The 20,899-nt window shown below is 45.1% G+C and carries 12 protein-coding genes and 2 tRNA genes; all 14 read left to right on the forward strand.

The features are described from left to right. Positions 1 to 13: 13 nt before the first annotated feature. The 14 genes from ACFFJH_RS19020 (at position 14) to ACFFJH_RS19085 (ending at position 20,897) form a co-directional block, all read left to right on the forward strand. Complete coding sequence (locus ACFFJH_RS19020) at positions 14 to 4,513, forward strand: translocation/assembly module TamB domain-containing protein (protein WP_390214639.1); 4,500 nt, start codon at positions 14 to 16, stop codon at positions 4,511 to 4,513. Between the two features lie 213 nt (positions 4,514 to 4,726). After that, complete coding sequence (gene tolA / locus ACFFJH_RS19025) at positions 4,727 to 5,569, forward strand: cell envelope integrity protein TolA (protein WP_390214640.1); 843 nt, start codon at positions 4,727 to 4,729, stop codon at positions 5,567 to 5,569. Positions 5,570 to 5,574: 5 nt separating this feature from the next. Further along, a complete protein-coding gene (gene tolB / locus ACFFJH_RS19030) occupies positions 5,575 to 6,843 on the forward strand; it encodes a Tol-Pal system beta propeller repeat protein TolB (RefSeq protein WP_390214641.1) in 1,269 nt (422 codons plus the stop codon). Between the two features lie 101 nt (positions 6,844 to 6,944). Then, positions 6,945 to 7,472, forward strand: coding sequence for a peptidoglycan-associated lipoprotein Pal (pal, locus tag ACFFJH_RS19035; protein WP_390214642.1), 528 nt, complete (start codon positions 6,945 to 6,947; stop codon positions 7,470 to 7,472). A gap of 180 nt (positions 7,473 to 7,652) precedes the next feature. Further along, a complete protein-coding gene (ybgF, locus tag ACFFJH_RS19040; RefSeq protein ID WP_390214643.1) occupies positions 7,653 to 8,414 on the forward strand; it encodes a tol-pal system protein YbgF in 762 nt (253 codons plus the stop codon). 52 nt (positions 8,415 to 8,466) lie between these two features. Continuing rightward, positions 8,467 to 8,542 (forward strand) — tRNA-Lys (locus ACFFJH_RS19045). Between the two features lie 98 nt (positions 8,543 to 8,640). Further along, positions 8,641 to 8,716: transfer RNA gene (locus ACFFJH_RS19050), tRNA-Lys, on the forward strand. 413 nt (positions 8,717 to 9,129) lie between these two features. Next, positions 9,130 to 10,014, forward strand: coding sequence for a class I SAM-dependent methyltransferase (locus tag ACFFJH_RS19055; RefSeq protein ID WP_390214644.1), 885 nt, complete (start codon positions 9,130 to 9,132; stop codon positions 10,012 to 10,014). A 253-nt stretch (positions 10,015 to 10,267) separates the two neighbouring features. Then, entirely contained in the window at positions 10,268 to 11,725 is a 1,458-nt protein-coding gene (locus ACFFJH_RS19060; RefSeq protein ID WP_390214645.1) for a Ppx/GppA phosphatase family protein, read from the forward strand. Between the two features lie 111 nt (positions 11,726 to 11,836). Further along, positions 11,837 to 12,400: a hypothetical protein gene (locus ACFFJH_RS19065; RefSeq protein ID WP_390214646.1), complete on the forward strand. Its 564-nt coding sequence runs from the start codon at positions 11,837 to 11,839 to the stop codon at positions 12,398 to 12,400. Positions 12,401 to 13,009: 609 nt separating this feature from the next. Further along, on the forward strand, positions 13,010 to 15,847 hold the full coding sequence (locus ACFFJH_RS19070) for a TonB-dependent receptor (RefSeq protein ID WP_390214647.1): 2,838 nt from the start codon (positions 13,010 to 13,012) through the stop codon (positions 15,845 to 15,847). Between the two features lie 228 nt (positions 15,848 to 16,075). After that, complete coding sequence (locus ACFFJH_RS19075; RefSeq protein WP_390214648.1) at positions 16,076 to 17,599, forward strand: tryptophan halogenase family protein; 1,524 nt, start codon at positions 16,076 to 16,078, stop codon at positions 17,597 to 17,599. 89 nt (positions 17,600 to 17,688) lie between these two features. Next, a complete protein-coding gene (locus tag ACFFJH_RS19080) occupies positions 17,689 to 19,017 on the forward strand; it encodes an MFS transporter (protein ID WP_390214649.1) in 1,329 nt (442 codons plus the stop codon). 194 nt (positions 19,018 to 19,211) lie between these two features. Then, the gene (locus ACFFJH_RS19085; protein WP_390214650.1) at positions 19,212 to 20,897 is read left to right on the forward strand and encodes an alpha-amylase family glycosyl hydrolase; all 1,686 of its coding nucleotides are present in this window, start codon (positions 19,212 to 19,214) and stop codon (positions 20,895 to 20,897) included. Positions 20,898 to 20,899: the final 2 nt, after the last annotated feature.

Here is a 20,899-nt window from a genome sequence, read left to right on the forward strand (position 1 = left end):
TGGGTGCGAGCGTATGACTCAGAATAAAACATCCAATCCAGTCTCTGAAGAACTCTCTTCTACAACGACTACTGTCGTGTCGCCCGATACGATTGTACCGGAAGTTGCACCAGCATCCACATCCGCGCTTGACACAAGGCCAGCCAAGTATCGCCAAGGTTTTTGGCGACGTTTTCTCGCAGTACTTAGCTTACTCTTCGTACTTTTGTTGAGTATCACGCTGATGTCGGTGTGGATCTTAAAGACCCAGTCCGGTACGCGATTTTTGCTACAAAGCCTGCAAAGTTTGAGCGGTGAACAAGTGCGTTTTTCTGGTGTTGAGGGGCGCTTGGCCGACCAATTGCACATTGATGAGCTAACTTATCGAAGCGCAACTCAGCATGTGAGTATCAGTGGTCTCGATTTAGAGTGGTCACCTTCAGCATTGTGGCACCAGCAACTCGTCATTCAATCTTTGAAGCTGAGTGCGATACGCTTAGCAAGTGTGCCAGACAAGCAGCCACTTACACTACCGCAAAATTTGCAATTGCCGCTCGCAATTGATATCCAACAATTGGCAATAGGACGTTTCAGCGTAGCTGAGTTGCAAGGTGATAAAGCCACGGGAAATGTTGAGGATCAAAAACAGCAGATCAAGCTAAGCTTAAATGCGATTTCTGGCAGTGTGCATAGTACGCAGGCGCTGCATCAATTGGTATTGAATTTACAGTCAGAATGGGGCGGACTCGCACTTAAGGGAGAGATGCAAACGAGCGCTCCTTTTCAATTGAATGCTGATGTCGACTATACAGGGCAAGCTAGACAGGCACTGCCTGCGATTTCTTTGCAGGGCAAGTTGTCTGGTGATTTGCAATTATTACGTTTGCAAGCACATTCACTTGCTTCTACATTGAATCAGGGTTTGCATTCCGTTGACAGTTCTGTAAAAGGTGCGCCAAAGAGCGAGATAAAGAGTGCACAAAAAAATAGCGTGCAAGATGCGAGTGTTGCGGTGGATGTGAGTGTGGCGCCATTCGCCAAAATGCCTCTACAGGCCGCCAAAGTACAGGTTGAACATCTTGATCCACAATGGTTAAGTGCGGCAGCACCGCAAGCCATGCTGTCTATGAATATTGCCGTGCGCGCTGCGCCATCGCCCGTGTCGTCAGCTACTTCCGATAAATCTTTGCGCACTCGTCTTGAAAAAAATCTTGAGAAAAAATCGGAAGCACCAAAAAATACGAATTTACCAGCAACCAATTCAGCAATCAATTTAGTTGGACACATCCAAGTTAATAATAGCGCTCCTCAAACCTGGGATAAAAATGGAATTCCTGTACGGACTTTGCGTGCCCAACTGCATTGGCAAGATCAACAATTGCAACTGACCAATCAGCTGCTGGAAGTGGGAAATGGAAAATTAGAAGGTAATGCGCATCTGTTGTGGGGAAATGGCAAGCTGCCACAGTTTGACGCTAAATTTTTGTTGAGTGACATTAATTTGGCGCAAATTGATAGTCGCATTCGAAGCACTCAGATTAAGGGGAAACTGGCGCTGGAAAGTAAGGCAGATCGTCGTATCGATGTGCAAGCTCAGCTCAGTGATCCTCATGCGAATTTACTTGCTGATGGCAATTTTATTTGGAATCAACGTGGTGATGGCGGCCTAATAAGTTTAAATAATTTTGAATTGAAGGCGGAGCAGTCTCGTTTCTCTGGTAATGCCGAGTTTAATTTAGACGGCAAGCAAGCGTTCAAAATGACTGCGAAATTAGAGCAATTTAATCCTGCTCAATGGGCTAAATTACCAACAGGACGTATTGACACCGAATTACATGTACACGGCAGCGTGCTACCCCAATTGCAATTGCAATTAGGTTTGCCAAATCTCTCTGGCGAGTTGGATGGGCATAAGCTGATGGGGGTTGCAGAAGTAGATTGGCAACAAGATAAACATTTCACGGGCTTGAAAGTTGGGCAATTGAATTTATCTTGGGGCGCGAACGTACTGACTGCACAAGGCCAATTAGGTAACGACAATGACGTTTTACAAGTCAAATTGCAAGCGGAAGATTTAGCCCTATTTGAGACATTGACCAACTTCTCTTTGGGAGGAAAAGCAAATCTAGAAGCCGATGTGCGCGGAAAGCTGAATGCGCTGACCGTCAAAGGAAAGTTCGTTGCGGCGCAAATAAAATTGCCGGACGGTTTGCGGGTAGGGCAAGTCGACGCTGATTTCAATCTCGGCACAAGTAGCTCGGGACCAATAGATATTAGTGTCACCGCTCGAAACCTTGAAAGCAGTAATATCACTTTGGCGAAGAATGCTGGCGATACGCCAACCAGTCCTGAAACCAAGAGGCGTCATTGGCTAGACCTACTTAATCTGCAAGTGCAAGGGCAACGTGACGCTCATAAGTTACAAGCGACAGCTCAATTTACTCCGGTGCGTCATTTGAAAATGCAAGCCAGTGGTGCCTTGGATTTGCGCCGTTTCGCATCCCCTGTGTGGCGTGGGCAATTGGAGCAAGTACAGCTATCAGGTTTGATTCCAAGTTTGAATCCAGGTTTGAATCCCGTAACACATCCGAGCGCAAAACAAGTTAAGGCGACGAATATCCTTGCTCATCCAAATGAAGTAGATCTGAGTTTGCTAAACACAATTCCTCTAGAGTTGAGCGCTGAAAAAATCAGTGTTGGTGCAGGTAAGTTGGCTGGCAGCTTGGGGCAAATTAGTTTGCAAAATTTTGAATGGACACCACATTCCATGCTGACTAAAGGTAGTGTTGATGGATTGCCTTTGCTTGATGTTTTGCAGTTAGTGCAGCCGCAAGATCGGTTTGGTGGTGATTTAAAATTGGGCGTCCAGTGGGACTTGCAACTGAAAGATCATTTGCGAGCACAGCTTAGTGTTGAACGTCAACGCGGTGATTTACAAGTGTTGGATGCGGATGGCACCGGACAAAAAATGGATTTGGGTTTGAGCCATTTTCAGCTTGTGTTGAACTCCGCAGGACTTTTGGCTGGGACCGATGCTGAAAAAATTCGTATCCAATTGCAAGCAAACGGCGCACGAGTTGGAAGTTGGACTGCAAACCTAAATACGCAAATACGTCAGTTGGACGGCAAATGGACTTTTACCTCTGATGCGCCAATGCAGGCTGAATTGCGTGCCAATGTGCCGGAACTGCAATGGCTGGTCAGCCAGTTTAGTTCTGAATTTTCACTCAAAGGTGCGCTCGATGTCGATGCAAAATTTTCTGGCAGTTTTGATAAACCCTTGTATAAAGCGAATATTGAAGGGAAGGGTTTAGAATTTGCATTTGCCTCGGAAGGATTGTTATTTCCGAATGGTGAGTTAAAAGCTGAGCTGAATGAGCAAACTTTCAGATTAGCTCATTTACGTTTCTCAAATAAGATCGCCTTTGTGCCCAAACTTGAGCAATTTCAAGACTTGAATTGGACGGGTAAACAAGGTGAGTTTAATGCTAGTGGCGAAGTAAATTGGCATACGCAGGCAGGTGCTATTAAGGCGGATTGGCAGACGTTTCCGTTGCTGCAGAGAAAAGACCGTTGGCTGGTCGTTAGCGGTCAAGCGACTATTAGTCAGCTCGATAATGTGTGGGGATTAGCTGGGAAATTGAAGGCCGATGCAGCTTATTTTAAATTGCCCAAGATGCCGCCACCCAGCTTGTCTAGCGATGTCGTCGTGTCTAGAGGGCTAACGCTAGATGATGAAGCGCAAGATGCGAATAAAAAGAGTTTTCGTACAAAGTTAGATTTGCAGATTGATGTGGGGTCGCGGTTTCTATTTGTTGGTCGTGGCTTAAATACTGCGTTGTCTGGTACTTTGCGTTTGCGTAGTACCGACAGTTCACCAATTCATGCGAGCGGCTCGATTACTACGAACGGTGGGCAATATGAAGGTTACGGGCAGCAATTAGAAATAGAGCGAGGCATTCTGAATTTTCAGGGTGCTCCTGGTAATCCCTCTTTGAATATTCGCGCTTTGAGAAAAGGGTTGGCGGTAGAGGCGGGTGTGGATGTAACTGGCACGGTCGCCAATCCTGTCGTACGATTAGTTTCGGAGCCTAATGTGCCCGATAGCGACAAATTATCATGGCTGGTATTAGGACGCGAAGCAGATCAAGTTGGAAGCGCGGACGCTTCTTTGTTATTGTCCGCGGCTGGCGCAATTTTTGGTGGTGATGGTAGCCGCAATATTCCTAAAGAGTTGGTGCAAGGTTTAGGCTTTGATGAGTTTAGTATCGGGCCCTCAGAGAATGGCGGCGCATCCAAATTGCCAAGTCAAACGGTTGCAGGGGCGACCGATGTGGGTGCTTCATCCAATGATAAAGTAGTACGTATAGGCTGGCGCATGCGTCCCGGTTTGGTGTTGGCGGTAGAGCGTGGTGTATCGGATGCTAGCGGTGCGCTCAAGCTGAGCTGGCAGTTGACGCGCAGAATCCGAATGATAGGTAGTTTTGGTACTGATAATTCGCTTGATATGAAATACAAGTTTTCGTTTAATTAATGAGCCTAGGAGTTGTTTTAATTAGCATCGCTAGAATCGACTTACGGTAGCATCTCTCGCGACGATATAGAGTGATCTTCCTTAGTCTGCTCGCTTAGTCCCGCTTCTCTTAGAAGAGGGTTTATAATCACGCGAAAATGGCAAGTCGCGGCTTGATGCCTGCTAGGGCAAAATCTGCGGAATGATCCGCCTACCAATTGGTTTAAAGAAGTGATGACAGAATTTACCTACAACGCTATGCCCAGTGTCGCTCGAAATGAGACTTTAGAATGGAAATCCTTAGGTCTTGCGACCGCGGTGCACTTATTTCTATTGGCCTTTCTTTGGATAGGCGTGCAATGGCAGAGTCAGGAGTCGACTGCTGTTGAAGCTGAAGTGTGGGATATGACAGTACGTCAAGCAGCACCGTTGCCCGAAGTGCCAGTAGAAATACCAAAAGAGGTTCCAAAAGAAGTTGAACCACCCAAACCAGTACAGCAGGAAGAAGTCAAAGAAGATCCTGAGATCGCACTCGCGCAAGAAAAAAAACGTAAATTAGAAGAAAAGAAAAAAATTGCAGAACTTGAGTTAGAGAAGAAGAAAGCAGAGAAATTAGCTGAGGAGCAATTGAAAAAAGAGAAGTTGGAAAAAGACTTACTCGATAAGAAAAAATTGGCGAAAGAAAAAGCAGCGCGAGATAAAATTTTTGAAGAAGATATGCGTCGTTTGAACGGCCAAGTAGTAAAGTCGGGCTCCGGCGGCCTCGGTGACGCACTCAAATCGACTGGTAATAATCGAGGTGACCCCAGCTACAATGCGAAAGTGGCGGCGAAGATCAAAGCAAATACCATTTACTTGGTGAACGACGCTTCTGCTAATAATCCCACTGTAGAATTTGTGATTAATTTATTTCCTGATGGGTCTTTAAAAGGGCCGGTTAAGAAAACAAAATCTTCAGGTAATTTAGCGTTTGATGAAGCTGTAGAAAAGGCGATTGACAAATCACAGCCATTTCCACGAGATAAGTCAGGCGAAGTTCCGTCTAGTCTCACTATTGTTCACCGCATGAAAGATTGAAATCGATGAAATCCTTATTAAAAGCCTTGATGCTGAGTATTGTTGTTCTTGTTTCTGCAGCGACGCAAGCGCAAATGCGGGTCGAGGTGTCGGGAGTCGGCTCGACCCAAGTACCCATTGCAGTCGCTGCATTTGCAGATGAAGAGCTGTCGCCACAATTAGTGACTCGCATTATTCGAGATGATTTAGCTCGTAGTGGTTACTTTAAATTAATCGACGTAGGCATGGCGATTTCGGAAACAGCCAGTATCAACTTTGATACTTGGAAGGCACGTGGTGCAGAAGCCTTGGTGGTTGGTAGTGTACAGAAACGTGCAGAAGGCCGTTACGAAGTGCGTTATAAATTATATGACGTGACAAAAACGACGATGCTGTCAGGTTTTGCTATCGATACGCCGAATCCTAAGTTCCGTTTGACAGCGCATAAAATTGCCGATGATATTTATGAAAAATTATTGGGTTTGCCTGGCGTGTTCTCTACCCGTATCGCTTATGTGACCAAAGCCGGACCCGAATATCGCTTAGAAATTTCTGATGCGGATGGCGAAGGTGTGCAAGTCGCTTTGACATCGAAAGAACCTATCATTTCACCGATATGGTCCCCTGATGGTACCAAGGTGGCCTATGTGTCAATGGAATTGAAAAAACCTATCGTTTACATTCAAAATTTGGTAACTGGTCAACGATTGACGGTCGCTAATTTTAAAGGCAATAACTCTTCACCGTCATGGTCGCCTGATGGCAGTAAGCTGTTGGTCACTTTGTCGAAAGGTGCTATTGCCCAAGTGTATTCAATTAATGCCGATGGCTCTGACGCGCAACGCTTGAGCAATTCTAATGGCATCGATACCGAAGCACGTTATTCTCCCGATGGCCAGTCTATTTATTTTGTTAGCGACCGCAGCGGTGGGCCGCAAATCTATCGTATGAGTGCCACAGGAGGTGACGCTAAGCGTATCACTTTTAAAGGCACTTATAATGTTTCTCCTAGGATTTCCCCTGACGGTAATACTTTGGTTTTCATTTCTCGACGTGATGGTGGTGATCAAGTGTATGCGATGGATCTGATTAGCGGGCAGGAATTAAAGCTGTCCGATACCAATCGTGATGAATCTCCAAGTATCGCGCCGAATGGCCGTTATGTTTTGTATGCGACTCAGTCTGGTCGTCGTGGTAGTTTAGGTATCGTTTCTACCGATGGCAAGGTTAAGCAAAAATTAACAATTCAGGCTGGTGATATTCGCGAGCCTACTTGGGGTCCATTCATGAAATAATGCTTGAAATAGCGTTGAGATGATGGCGAATTTCCTATTTTGGGTTACAATTTAGCGTTAGATTTGAAATTCCACTTTAAAATTATTGTCAGGAGAAAAAAATGCGTTTAACTTCAGCATCAAAAACCGTAGCTTTGTTGCTCGCCAGCGTAGCTTTGATCAGTGCTTGCAGCACACCAGTTAAGTTGGAAGAGCCAGCGAAAATTGTTGAAAAATCACCAGAGCCAGTAGCACAAGTCGATAATCGCGCTGTAGTGCCACAAAAAGCAGCAGAAGTAGATCCATTGACACAAGGTGCATTGGCAAAACGTAGTATCTATTTTGACTACGACAGCTATGTTGTTAAAGATGAATTCAAACCAGTAGTTGAAGCGCATGCCAAATACTTGGTAGCGAACAAAGGTCGTAAGATCTTGGTACAAGGTAATACTGATGAACGCGGTAGCCGTGAATACAATATCGCTTTGGGTCAAAAACGTGCAGAAGCCGTGCGTAAAGCATTGGCTTTGTTGGGCGTAGCTGAAGCGCAAGTTGAAGCCGTTTCTTTGGGCGAAGAAAAACCAAAAGCAACTGGCAGCGATGAAGCATCTTGGGCTGAAAATCGCCGTTCCGACATCGTTTACCAATAATCGACTTAGGTCGTAGATCAAATCGATTTGCGATTATTTTGTTGAGTTTTGTTGGTGGAGTAATCTAAAACGGACTTTGCAGTGTCATACTGCAAAGTCCGTTTTTTATTGTGTAAAGTGTTTGTAGAGTATTCGCTGCTGTCGAGTGAAGCTTAGACTGTTTATAGAATGAGGTGGTATATGAAATCATGGAATTTAAATAAAGGCCTGCAGGCATTAATATTTGCAGTTACGCTACTGCCAGCCATTGCATCAGCTGGGATTTTTGACGATGACGAAGCGCGCAAAGCGATATTGGATTTGCGTACTAAGATCGCAGCACTCAGCACTAAACTGGATGCCAAACTGGACGACAAAGCGGATAAGACCAGTGTTTTAGAATTGTCGAATCAGAACGAGCAATTACGCAGTGAAATCGCGGCATTGCGCGGTCAAATCGAAGTTCTGATGAATGAGTTAGCGAATGCGCAAAAACGTCAGCAAGATTTCTATATCGATTTGGACAAACGTCTACGTGCGCTTGAGCCGAAAAAACTCACCGTAGAGGGGCGTGAGGTTACGATAGAACAAAGTGAGCAGCGCAGTTTTGATGCTGCCATGAGCCTCTATAAGGCCGGGCAATATGCCAACGCCGCATCGGCATTTACTGCATTCACGCTGAACTATGCTGACTCCGTTTTTGCGAGTCAGGCGCAATATTGGTTAGGTAATTCATTTTATGCCCAGCGTGACTGCAAAAATACCATTACGGCCTTGCAAACCTTACTTAAAAATTATCCAGACAATGCTAAAGTTCCTGATGCCATGTTAAACATCGCTGCTTGTCAGTTGGACTTAAAAGATAAGAAAGAAAGTCGTAAAACATTGATGGCTGTTATTGCCAAATTTCCCGGTACAGACGCAGCGCAGGCCGCTAAGAACCGCTTGCCATCAACAAAATAATCGCCGCCTTAATTGACAGGGTGTGGGAAACGCCCTATAATCTCGTTCTTTCGGGTCGTTAGCTCAGCTGGTAGAGCAGCGGACTTTTAATCCGTTGGTCGCAGGTTCGAATCCCGCACGGCCTACCACGAATTTAGTGAAGGACTTAGGTGTAAATCTAAGTCCTTTTCATTTACCGAATAATTCGTGCCGAAATCTAAGTTATTCGGTAAAAGCAGCAAGTTTTGGGTCGTTAGCTCAGCTGGTAGAGCAGCGGACTTTTAATCCGTTGGTCGCAGGTTCGAATCCCGCACGGCCTACCAAAATAAGTAATAAAAAAGGATTACCCGCTTTGGCGCGTAATCCTTTTTTATTTTCTGTTTGATCTTGATGTCAATTTGATGTGGTCATCCATAATCAAATATAGTCGGATCGCCGTCGCCTATTGTGTGAATTTTGTCAGTGTTAGCTTGCCCCTGATTGTTGATTGCTAAGTCGGTTGATGGTCATGAGGCGCAGTTGATTTGGGCGGAGATGTTGGATATTGGATTCGTGACTGGTGTTGTCCAGTTTCTGAGTCATACGCTGTATAAGATCAAATGCCGTTCATTAGTTGCGAAGTAAGCCTTGGTGCGACTATATTGGTCGTTAAAATGAACCTTTTCCCCATTTTTTTATACTGTGGAAAATGCGAAGAGAACATTGTCAGTAAATCGAAATCAATCAAAGGTTAACTATGAAATCTGCAGCCGCTACAGCACAAGCGCATAAAACAGAAAAACACGAAATTCGCCCAGGGCAGTCGATTGAATTGTTGAAAGAGCTGCATATTCTGACGCGTGATGGCAAGATGAATCAGGATAGCCGGCGTAAGCTTAAACAGGTTTATCACCTCTACCAATTTATTGAACCCTTACTTAAGCAAGTGCTGGAACAGAAGGGGACAGTGAACTTGGTAGATCACGGTGCAGGTAAATCCTACCTAGGTTTTATTTTGTACGACTTATTTTTTAAGGCTTTGGCTGGGGAAAATACCTCCTGTATTTACGGTATCGAGACACGCGATGAGCTAGTCGCTAAATCGAGTGAGTTGGCGCAAAAACTTGGTTTTCAGGGTATGCAGTTTTTGAATTTGTCGGTGGCAGAATCAACAAAATCTAGCGCCTTGCCAGCACAAATTGATATCGTTACCGCGCTGCATGCCTGTAATACGGCGACTGATGATGCGATTGATTTTGCGTTGAAGAAAAAAGCAAAATTTATGGTCTTGGTCCCTTGTTGCCAAGCCGAAGTTGCGGCTGAGTTGCGCAAGACTAAGGGGGATGCAGTTAAAAACAATCCTATGTCTGAAATGTGGCGTCATCCTATTCATGCTCGCGAGTTTGGTAGCCAGATCACTAATGTTTTGCGTTGCTTGCAATTGGAGTCGCACGGTTACCAAGTGCGCGTGACTGAGTTGGTCGGCTGGGAGCATTCCATGAAAAATGAATTGATCGTGGCCGAATTTAAAGGTGGGCGGAATACTAAATCGGCACAACGCTTGACCGAGATTCTAAATGCCACTGGTCTTGAGACCTTGCAGCCTCGCTTCTTTCTGCCAAGCGCTACCACGGCAAACTAGTCTGCTTACTTCCGTTTTTTCGAACCACCTACTTAATGCTGAGGTGGTGTTGAGGTGGTTCCGAAGTACACGGCTTTGCATTTTGCCCTTGTCACATTCGCGTCACAATTAATGATTAATATCATTTATCCTTTTGCGTTCATGGCCTAAATTCTTGTGCTCATACGATATGATTTATGTCGTTCGTATTTTGGCGTAGGCAACGGTGTTTCACTGTGTTTTTGCGCGCATCTTTAATCTGAAGGAAATTCCCATGTTCGCAGCGGTTGATCTTGGCTCTAATAGTTTTCGCTTGCATATCGGTAGTTACGAGGGAAATGCGATACGCGTTATTAAAAGTGCGCGTGATCCAATTCGTCTCGCTGCTGGTTTAGATCAGCAAGGTAATTTGACTGCTGAAGCCATGCAACGTGCGTTGGCTTGTCTGGCTCATTTTAAAGATGTATTGGCAGAGTTTCCTGTCGATGCGGTGCGAGTGGTCGCGACGAATACGATACGTATCGCAAAAAATGCGGCTGAGTTTTTGCCTGTGGCGGAGGCTGCGATTGGTCTGCCCATAGAAGTGATTTCAGGGGAGGAAGAGGGGCGTTTAATTTATCTCGGCGTGTCTAATTCTTTGGCGATTCCTGCAGAGCGACGTCTAGTGATTGATATAGGCGGTGGATCGACCGAAATCATTTTGGGACGCGGACCTGAGATCGTTAAGGTTGAATCTTTTCCTATGGGGACGGTGAAGCATAGCGCTAACTTTTTCCCGCATGGACGTATTTCAGCAGAAGGATTTGAAGCTGCTGTACTTTCGGTGCGTTCTTTGTTGGAGGATGCGACACCCGCCTATCAACCAGAATTCTGGCGTAACGCTTACGGCTCTTCCGGTACGGTACGGGCGATCTCGGATGCCTTGTATAAGAACGGTTTTGGTGACGCACAAGTGACGTTAGCGAAGTTGTTGGCTTTGCGTGATTATTGTATCGAGAAGGGTGAGATTGATGCTTTGAACTTATCTGGAATCAAGCCAGAACGAGTCGCGATGGTGATCGGTGGCTTGGCAATTTTGATTGGATTATTTCAAGAATTAAACATCAAAATACTTCATCCCATCGAGGCGGGTTTGCGTATGGGCGTTATGTGGGATCTGTATTTGCGCTCCACAAAACGCGACAGACGTGAGCAGTCTGTGCTGGATTTTTTGCATTTGTTTCGGGTTGACGCTGGACGCGCTAATTTGGCGGCCGATATGGCGCGCTCACTTTATGTGCAATTGAAGCCTGCCAATGAAAATTTGAGTAACTATGTTTATTGGAGTGCTTTGTTGCATGAGGTTGGCATGGTGGTCTCGCATACGGGCTATCACAAACACGGTAGTTATTTACTGGAGAATGCAGATATTCCAGGCTTTACTACACGAGAACAAAAGCTTATGAGTCGCTTGGTTTTGAGCCAAAAAGGTAATTTGCGGAAAATTGGTGACGCGTTTTCTGATTTGGATTTTGCGAAAGCGGTGTTGGCATTGCGTTTGTCTGTCAGTTTTATGCACTCACGGGTTGAGTTGGATTATAAAGATTTCAGCTTGAAAATGAAAAACAAGATAGAACTAGAGCTTAAGCAGGATTGGGTCAGTTTGCACCCGACTGTTGCCTTTTGGTTGCGCAAAGAAATTGAATGTTGGCGAGAAATTGGTGTTGAATTTATTGTGCGCGCCAGAGTTTGATGGACACTTAGTAAGCTTAGCCAAGACGCGTCATGAATGCTATTGAATTAATGGTGTAAATTGTTTATATTATTTATTTTTTTGTGAAACTAACTGCTTAGGAGTTTTATTATGGTTACTGCAGTAAAAAAGAAGGCGCCTGTTGAGGTAAAAGCTAAGCTTATTCCTGCGAAGGCTATCGCAAGTGCCGCGGCGAAAGCAGAAACTATGCAACTTGCAACTAAGACCGCCAAGGCTGCGCCTAAGTCAGTCGCTAAATCTGCAGCTAAGCCAGCAAAGCGTGTCGCAACGAAGTCCGCAGCCGCAGGCGTAGCGGCACCAACAGCGGAAAAAAAGCCCGCGCCGAAGCGCAAGTCCGCAACTACCTTAACTGCAAAACCAGTTGCTGTTAAGACTGCTAAATCGAACCAGGTGAAGCCTGCGCTGGCTATCGCGTCGAAAGATAAGCACAAGAAGCCAAAGTTGGTGCGTGATAGTTTTACGATGCCTGAGGCGGAGTATGCGGTTTTGGGTGAGGTGAAGAAGGCTTGTATCGCGGCTGGTATCGAAGTGAAAAAAAGTCAGTTATTGCGAGTGGGTTTGGTGTTATTAAAGCAGGCTTCTGTTGGCTCTTTAAAAGCGATGATAGAGGCTTTACCTGCACTGAAAGCCGGTCGCCCTAAAGTCGAAAAATAAGTGTAATAGCATCCCAATAGGAATAACCACCATCAATAAATGATGGTGGTTTTTTTTCGTCTTTAGATTTTGTGTTGGTTTGATTGCTTTTTTGGCGGAGGGGCTGAGCGCGTTTATGAAAGTAGTGGTGTTACAGAATTGGCTTAAAAATTGGCGTTTAAGCATCTTATTTGAGCGTTTTTGTTGGTTTGATGTTTTTATATTATTAAGTTTTAGCGGGTCTTGCATCAAATTTCAGTTTTTATTCGCAAAAAATTTAAAGCGCTTTGATAAAAAAATCAAAAAAAATACAAAGCGCTTTGAATTTTCATGTGAAATGTTGATAACTAAACGCAATAAATGTAGTTTGACTACATAAATTATTCTGCTAATTTGTGGTTTGCTAGCCACGCAATAGTATATTTCGTCATAGGAGAGCCAAATACTTTGAGTAAATCTCCGCATTTTGCAATTGACACGTAATTTAGTTTTGGTACAAACTTGCTTCAAGAATTTAATTAGGATAGAACTTAACCGATTCGAATTCTGATGCAGAAAACTAAGTAGTTAAATGTGATTTCCTCCCCCCCTTAGATTAAAGTGTTACCAAAAAAATATTTGGAGATATGAATGGAACAGAACTTGAAAAAGCGCCAACAGGTATTAAGCCTGAACCGCACTATGATGAAGTTGACCCCAATTGCAGCTGGTTGCACCGTGATGTTGGCCTTGGCATCCGGCAGCGCATATGCGCAACAAGCTGAGCCAGCCAAAACAGAAGCCGCTAAAGCGGAAGCGCAACAAGGTGTTGACACGGTTGTGGTGACGGGTATTCGTCGCGGTATTGAGGCGGCGATCTCTTTGAAGAAAAATTCCACCTCTATCGTTGAAGCAATCTCTGCCGAAGATATCGGTAAGTTGCCAGATTCTAGCGTGGCAGAATCTATCGCTCGTTTGCCAGGTGTGACGGCACAACGCAGTCGCTCTTCCGGTAAAGCGGCGGACATCAGCGTGCGTGGTTTGTCACCGTCATTTAATGGTTCTTTGTTGAATGGTCGCGAGCAAGCATCGACAGGCAATGCACGTGCACCAGAGTTTGACTTGTTCCCGGCAGAATTGATGGGTTCTGTATTGATTTACAAAACACCTGACGCGTCTTTGATCGGCCAAGGTTTGGCAGCAACCATTGACTTGAATACTTTGAAGCCACTCGATTTCGGCAAACAAGTGATTTCTGCTGCGTATCGTAAACAGCGTACCGGCGTACAAACCTCTTCTGAGGGTAGTGGCGATCGTATGTCGTTCTCGTATGTGGATCAATTCGCTGATCGTACTATCGGTTTATCTTTAGGCTTTACTAAGTTCAAAGAAGACGGTGGCGCGCAACAGCGTTTCAATACTTGGGGTGGTTACTCTCCTGAAGTTGATTACAACGGCGCTAAAGTGAAAACGATAGGTGGTTTCGGTGCCGATACTGAAACAAGCAAGAGTGACCGTGATGGCGCGTCCATGACCTTGCAGTTCAAGCCAAATAAGAACTTTAAATCAACCGTGGATTTGTTCTATTCCGCAGGTAGTTCTAGTTTGAAGAAAACAGGTTTGGAAGGTGCTGTTTCGGGATCTGCTGGTGGTTACGATCCTGATGGTGTTTTGTCCAATGCGACTATCGTGAATGGTGTTGCGACTGCCGGTACTTTCAGTAACTACAAAGGCGTGGTGCGTAATCATAAAGAATCAGCCAAAGATAAATTCATGTCCATCGGTTGGAATAGTGATTTGAAAGTTGATGAATGGACTTTGAATGCTGATTTGGCTTATTCCAAAGCGAAGAAAGATGCCTCACGCTACGAAACAACGGCTGGTCAACCTGGTGATGCAAAAAATCTCTCGACTATTAGTTATACCGGTTTTAATGGCGGTAACTTTAATGATGTGAAGTACACGACGAGTTTAAATTTTGGTGACCGTTCAGTTGCTTTGCTGACTGACGTTGACGGATGGGGTGGTGGTGTTAATTCACCGCAAGCGGGTTACGTGGCTTTGCCAAAAGTAGACGATAAAGTGACTAGCTTCCGTTTGACGGCAAGTCGCGATGTGAATTTTGGTCCGATCACTACAGCACGTTTTGGTATCAATGGTACTGATCGTGAAAAAGTACGTTCTGGTCAAGAAGGTCGTTTAGTGGTGAAAGGTAGCAGCGGTTATGCGACGGCAACTGTCCCAGGTTCTGCGGTTGGTGTGGCGGGCACAACCGGATTGCCTGTTGTTTCTTTCGACCCAGAAGGTTCTTTAGGTACAGTCTATGATCTTGCGCGTTGGGTTGATGCCTCCGTATTGGCTAAAGATTGGTCCGTACACGAGAAGGTCACAACGGCCTATGCTATGGGTGACTTAGATGGACAGATGATGGGCTTGAACTACCGCGGTAATGTGGGTCTGCAATTTGTTCATACTGACCAATCATCTACTGGTAACCAAGTCGACTTGGCAAACTGTACGGGTATTACGGCAGCAACTTGCCCATCTAGCGTGGTTGGTGGTGGCACTAAATATTCCAATATCTTACCGAGCTTGAACGTATCTTTCGATTTAGGTCGTGATCAATTCTTCCGCGTTGGCGCAGCGAAAATTATGTCCCGCGCTAATATGGATGATATGCGCGCTAGCCAAGCATTTGGTGTGACAACGCAGGGTGCTAATCCTATCTTGACCGGTAGTGGTGGTAACCCGAATTTGAAACCATTCTTGGCTAAATCTTTGGATTTGTCTTATGAGAAATATTTCGGGAACAAAGGTTATTTCAGTATTGCTGGTTTCTACAAGTCTTTAGATACGTATATCTTCCGTTCGCCTACAACCTTTGATTTCAAACCTTATGTCAGTGCTAAGACACCGTTGCCATTGACTGGTGCTTATAAAGGATCAACGGTAGGTTTGTTGACCGCGCCGCGTAATGGTGAAGGCGGTAGTATTTCTGGATTTGAATTGGCACTGAATGTACCGTTCAATATGATCACGCCTTACCTCGATGGTTTCGGTATGATGGTGAATCACTCTGATACGTCCAGCCAAATTACCTTACCAGGTTTTGGTTTTGCGAATGTCGCGGTGAGCTCTGTGAATATCCCATTGCCAGGTTTGTCGAAAAAAGTTAGTAACTTGCGTTTGTACTATGAGAAAAATGGCTTCCAAGTAGCTTGGGCTGCACGTAAGCGTTCTGATTTCTTAGGTCAAGTTAGCGACTACCAAGACAATATGCAGTTGACGATGGTGAAAGGTGAAACGCTGGTTGATTTGCAAGCATCTTACGAATTCCAAACTGGCTGGTTGAAAGGTTTGTCTTTGTTGATTCAAGCGAACAACTGGAATAACACACCATTTCAAGAGTACAACACAGATCCTAACGTGATCACCAATAAAGTGACTTACGGTAGAACTTATTTGTTCGGCGCAAACTACAAGTTCTAAATTGAACTAACATCAGACCCCTGCGCAGCACGGCAGGGGTCTTTTTTTATGTTCGACATCGTCACTAAAATTCAAATCGAATTACTGTAAATAATTAATGAAAAATTTTTTTATGCAGGTTGCATGCAGCGCGCTGCAATACACTAAGATGTGTTGACTTGCGACCACATTGAAGAGAAATTTTCCATCAATTTTTTAAAGAGTGAGAGTTCAAGATGAAAGCTCAAAATGAATAAAGCATTGATCAAAGACGTGGTGATTGTCGGTGGTGGCACCTCGGGTTGGATGACTGCCGCAGCGTTGGCAAAAGTCCTTCAAGGCCAATACCAGATACGAGTGGTGGAGTCGGATGAAATCGGCATCGTCGGTGTGGGTGAGGCTACGATTCCCATGATACAACGCTTTAATCAGGTTCTTGGTATCGATGAAAATGAGTTTTTGCGTGAGACGCAAGGTACGTTTAAATTAGGCATAGAATTTGTCAATTGGGGCAAGCTCGGCGATCGCTACATGCATGGTTTTGGCACCATAGGCCAAGATACTTATACCGTGCGTTTTGATCAATACTGGCAGAAATATCATCAGCAAGGCAAGGTCGCGCCCTTAGAAGAATATTCGATCACGCGCATGGCATCAAAGGCGAACAAATTTATGCCCGCCAATCATGAGGTGCCTAATTCTCCTTTGAATCAAATTGCGCACGCCTATCATTTTGACGCCAGCTTGTATTCTAAATTTTTACGAAAATTTGCTGAGAAAATGGGCGTGGTTCGCACTGAAGGCAAAATTACGCAAGTTAAACAACGTCAAGAGGCTGGTGATAAGAACGGTTTTATTGAAGCTGTCGTCTTAGAAAATGGCCAGATCATTTCTGGTGATTTATTCATTGATTGTTCTGGTTTCCGAGGCTTACTGATAGAGCAGACTTTAAAAACGGGTTATGAAGATTGGACACATTATTTGCCCTGTGATCGTGCTTTGGCGGTGCCTTGCGAATCAGCTCCAGTCTTAACGCCATACACCCGATCTACTGCACATAAAGCGGGTTGGCAATGGCGCATTCCGCTACAACATCGTATCGGTAATGGACATGTATTCTGTAGTCAATTCACCAGCGAAGATGAAGCCGCTGCGACCTTGTTAGCCAATCTCGACGGTAAGCCATTAGCTGATCCGCGTCTGCTTAAATTCAATACTGGCATGCGTAAGCAATGCTGGAATAAAAACGTGGTGGCGATAGGCTTGGCTAGTGGTTTCTTAGAACCTTTAGAATCAACCAGTATTCATTTAATTCAAACGGCGATCGCACGTTTAATCAGTTTCTTCCCAACGCAGGCTTTCAATCAAGTTGAGATTGATGAATACAATCGTCAAAGCAAATTCGAATATGAACGTATTCGTGATTTCATCATATTGCATTACAAATTGAATCAACGTGAAGACTCATTGTTTTGGAAAAATTGTGCACAGATGGCAGTGCCTGAGACCTTGACACACAAAATGGAAATGTATCGCGCCAGTGGTCGCTTACTGCGCGTTGCTGACGAATTGTTTGCTGAGATCGGTTGGTTGCAAGTGTTGGAAGGGCAGAATATGCCAGTCGAAAGCTATCATTCTTTAGTCGATTTGCAGACCGAAGCCGATACCCTGGAATATCTGGAAAGTGTCCGCGACGTGATCGCCAAATGTGTCAATGTGATGCCGGATCACGCCGCCTACATCGCCAAGCATTGCGCTACACCTAAGATGTAGTTGGCGTGCTGTAGTAGGTGCGCTGTAATTGATGTTAGAGAAAACAGCCGTAATAAAAATCAATAGCAAGAATTTTTGAGGGGACACGAATGCAGCAATTAACAAAACCCAAACTGTCGTTCTGGCAGATCTGGCATATGAGCTTTGGCTTCTTTGGTATTCAATTTGGCTTTGCGCTGCAAAATACCAATACCAGTCGTATCTTTGCTACCTTGGGTGCGGACATTGATAATCTGTCGATACTTTGGCTGGCGGCACCAATTACTGGCTTGCTGGTGCAACCCATTATCGGCTATCTCAGTGACAATACTTGGCATCCCGTGTGGGGTCGTCGTCGTCCATTTTTCTTTATTGGTTCTGTGCTGGCATCGATCGCGATGTTTTTGATGCCGAACGCTAGCATGTTGTGGATGGCTGTTTTTGTCTTGTGGTTGATGGATGCGTCTATCAATGTTTCTATGGAACCTTTCCGTGCTTTTGTCGGTGATAAGCTCGATGCGAGTCAGCAGACAGGCGGGTTTGCGATGCAGACTTTCTTTATCGGTTGCGGTGGCGTGATCGCGTCATTGTTGCCAACGATTTTTACCGACTATCTTGGCGTCAGCAATGTGCCGGTGAATGGTGCGATTCCTGATACCGTGCGTTATTCCTTTTACGTGGGCGGTAGTGTCTATTTTTTAGCCGTATTGTGGACGGTATTGTTGAGCAAAGAAGACGCACCTGCTGATATGGAAAAATTCTTGGCAGAGCGTGCTGAGAATAAAGGCCTAGTTAATGCGATCAAAGAAATTCTGGGTGGATTTTTGAAGATGCCTAAGACCATGGTGCAACTTGCGGTCGTACAGTTTTTTACTTGGGTCGCCCTGTTCGCTATGTGGGTGTACACCACGCCCTCCATTGCCGAAGGCGTTTTTCATGCGACCGATGCACAATCAAGTGCTTATCAAGATGCCGGTAATTGGGTGGGCATCATGTTCGCGATGTATGGTGGCGTATCCGCGATAGCAGCGTTTCTGTTGCCCATGCTAGCCAAAGTTACTAGCCGAAAAATGGTGCATTTGATCTGCCTTGCAATCGGTGGTGTCAGCTTGATCAGTATCTTTGCAATTAGTAGTAAAGAAATGTTGTTGTTGCCTATGGTCGGTGTGGGCATTGCTTGGGCCAGCGTGTTGACCATGCCCTATGCGATTTTAGCGGGCGCTTTGCCGGCCAATAAAATGGGTTACTACATGGGCCTATTTAATTTCTTTGTCGTGATTCCACAGATCGTTGCGGGCGTGGTGTTAGGTGCGATCTTGAAACATTTCTTTGCCAATCAGTCTGTCAAAGTATTAATGCTAGGCGGTGCCTGTATGGTGCTGGCAGGTCTGTTGACTTTGTTCGTGCAGGATGATGTCGAGAAGGTGATGGCGAAATAGCCTGCTCCTTTTACGATAAATTGTAGGGCGGGTGAAACCCGCGACGCCAGATCGCCCAGATACAAAGCAGCGCGGGCTTCACCCGCGCTACGAGAATTGCTTAACTTAATGTCTGGAATGGCTAGGGCGAGACTAGTTTAGAAGTGGCGCTGATACGCTATTGGAATACAAACTGATGGATAGGAATTTTGTTTATGTTAAAGAAGACTTTGATCTGTTTGTCTTTATTGAGTTTGGGTTTGATGCAAGATGATAGCGTCGCCGCCAGTGGAAAGTTGAACCAAAAAACCTTCTTGTGGAATAACGCTACCGTCTATTTTCTACTCACTGATCGCTTTAATAACGGCGATAAAACCAATGATCTGGCGTACGGTCGCAAAGCGGATGCGGCACCATTGCGAGGCTTCATGGGGGGCGACTTAAAAGGCGTGACCGCTAAAATTAAAGAAGGCTACTTTGATCGTCTGGGTGTGAATGCGTTATGGATCACGCCACCGGTAGAGCAGATACATGCTAGTACCGATGAGGGCACCGGGAAGTCATATGGTTTTCACGGATACTGGGCGAGGGATTTTACCAAGGTCGACGCTAATCTCGGGACTGAGCAAGATTTTAAAATTTTTGTTGAGACTTCGCATCAACATGGCATACGCATTTTGCTTGATGTGGTTATGAACCACACTGGACCTGTGACTGACGATGACCCTGTATGGCCTGCTGATTGGGTGCGGACGGGGCCACCTTGTGATTACAAGAATGCCGATGGTGCGATCAAATGTACCTTGGTTAAAAACCTGCCAGATTTTTTGACAGAAAGCGATAAGCCTGTGGCGTTGCCAGAGCAGTTGGTGAAAAAATGGAAGCAAGAAGGACGTTACGACAAGGAAGTTAAAGAACTCGATCATTATTTTGCACGAACCAAATTTCCACGTGCGCCGCGTTATTATTTGATGAAATGGCACACCGATTGGATTCGACGATATGGCATCGATGGTTTTCGCGTTGATACCGTCAAGCACGTGGAAGAATCCGTTTGGAAAGAGCTGAAGCAAGAAGCTAGCATTGCATTCGAGGAATGGAAGCGAGCTCATCCTAAACAAAAACTCAGTGACGATGCCTTCTTCATGACGGCGGAAGCTTACAACTATCCTATCAGCGATGGATTACAGTTCCGTATGGATGGCGGTGGACGGATTAATTATTACGCTCACGGTTTCGATAGCATGATTAATTTTGGTTTTAAATCTGATGCTCGAAAAACTTATGAAGCACTTTTCAGTAGCTACGCCAATTATCTGGCGCACGATCTTAAAGGCTATTCAGTGCTGAATTATATTAGTTCACATGATGATGGCAGTCCGTTTGATCCGGCACGTTTGTTTCCCTTCGAGGCTGCGACTAAGTTAATGCTGAGTCCTGGTTCGGCGCAGATTTATTATGGTGACGAGATTGCTCGTCCGCTGAATATCGCCGAAGCGCAGGGTGATGCTAAATTACGTTCTATGATGAACTGGACACTTTTGAAAAGTAATCAAATCATCCCTTCCATTTCCACAGGTCAGACTTATCAAGATTTGCTAGTGCATTGGCAAAAATTAGGACAATTCCGTCAGGCACATCTGGCAGTCGGTGCGGGTAGCCATCAACAATTATCGGCAATACCTTACGTGTTTAAACGCAGCTATAACAAAGACGGCGTAAGCGATGTCGTCGTGGTTGCTTTAGATTTGCCAGCGTCCGATAAGCACAGTATTGAGGTGGGTGCAGCGTTTAAAGACGGCGATACTTTAAAAGACTATTACTCAGGTCAAACCGTGTTAGTGAAAGCGGGCAAAGTTGAATTGTCGGGTAAAAACTCAATTGTGTTGTTGGCTAAGTGATT

The sequence above is a fragment of the Affinundibacterium danionis genome (assembly GCF_042432465.1).
GTDB classification, from domain to species: domain Bacteria; phylum Pseudomonadota; class Gammaproteobacteria; order Burkholderiales; family Burkholderiaceae_D; genus Undibacterium; species Undibacterium danionis.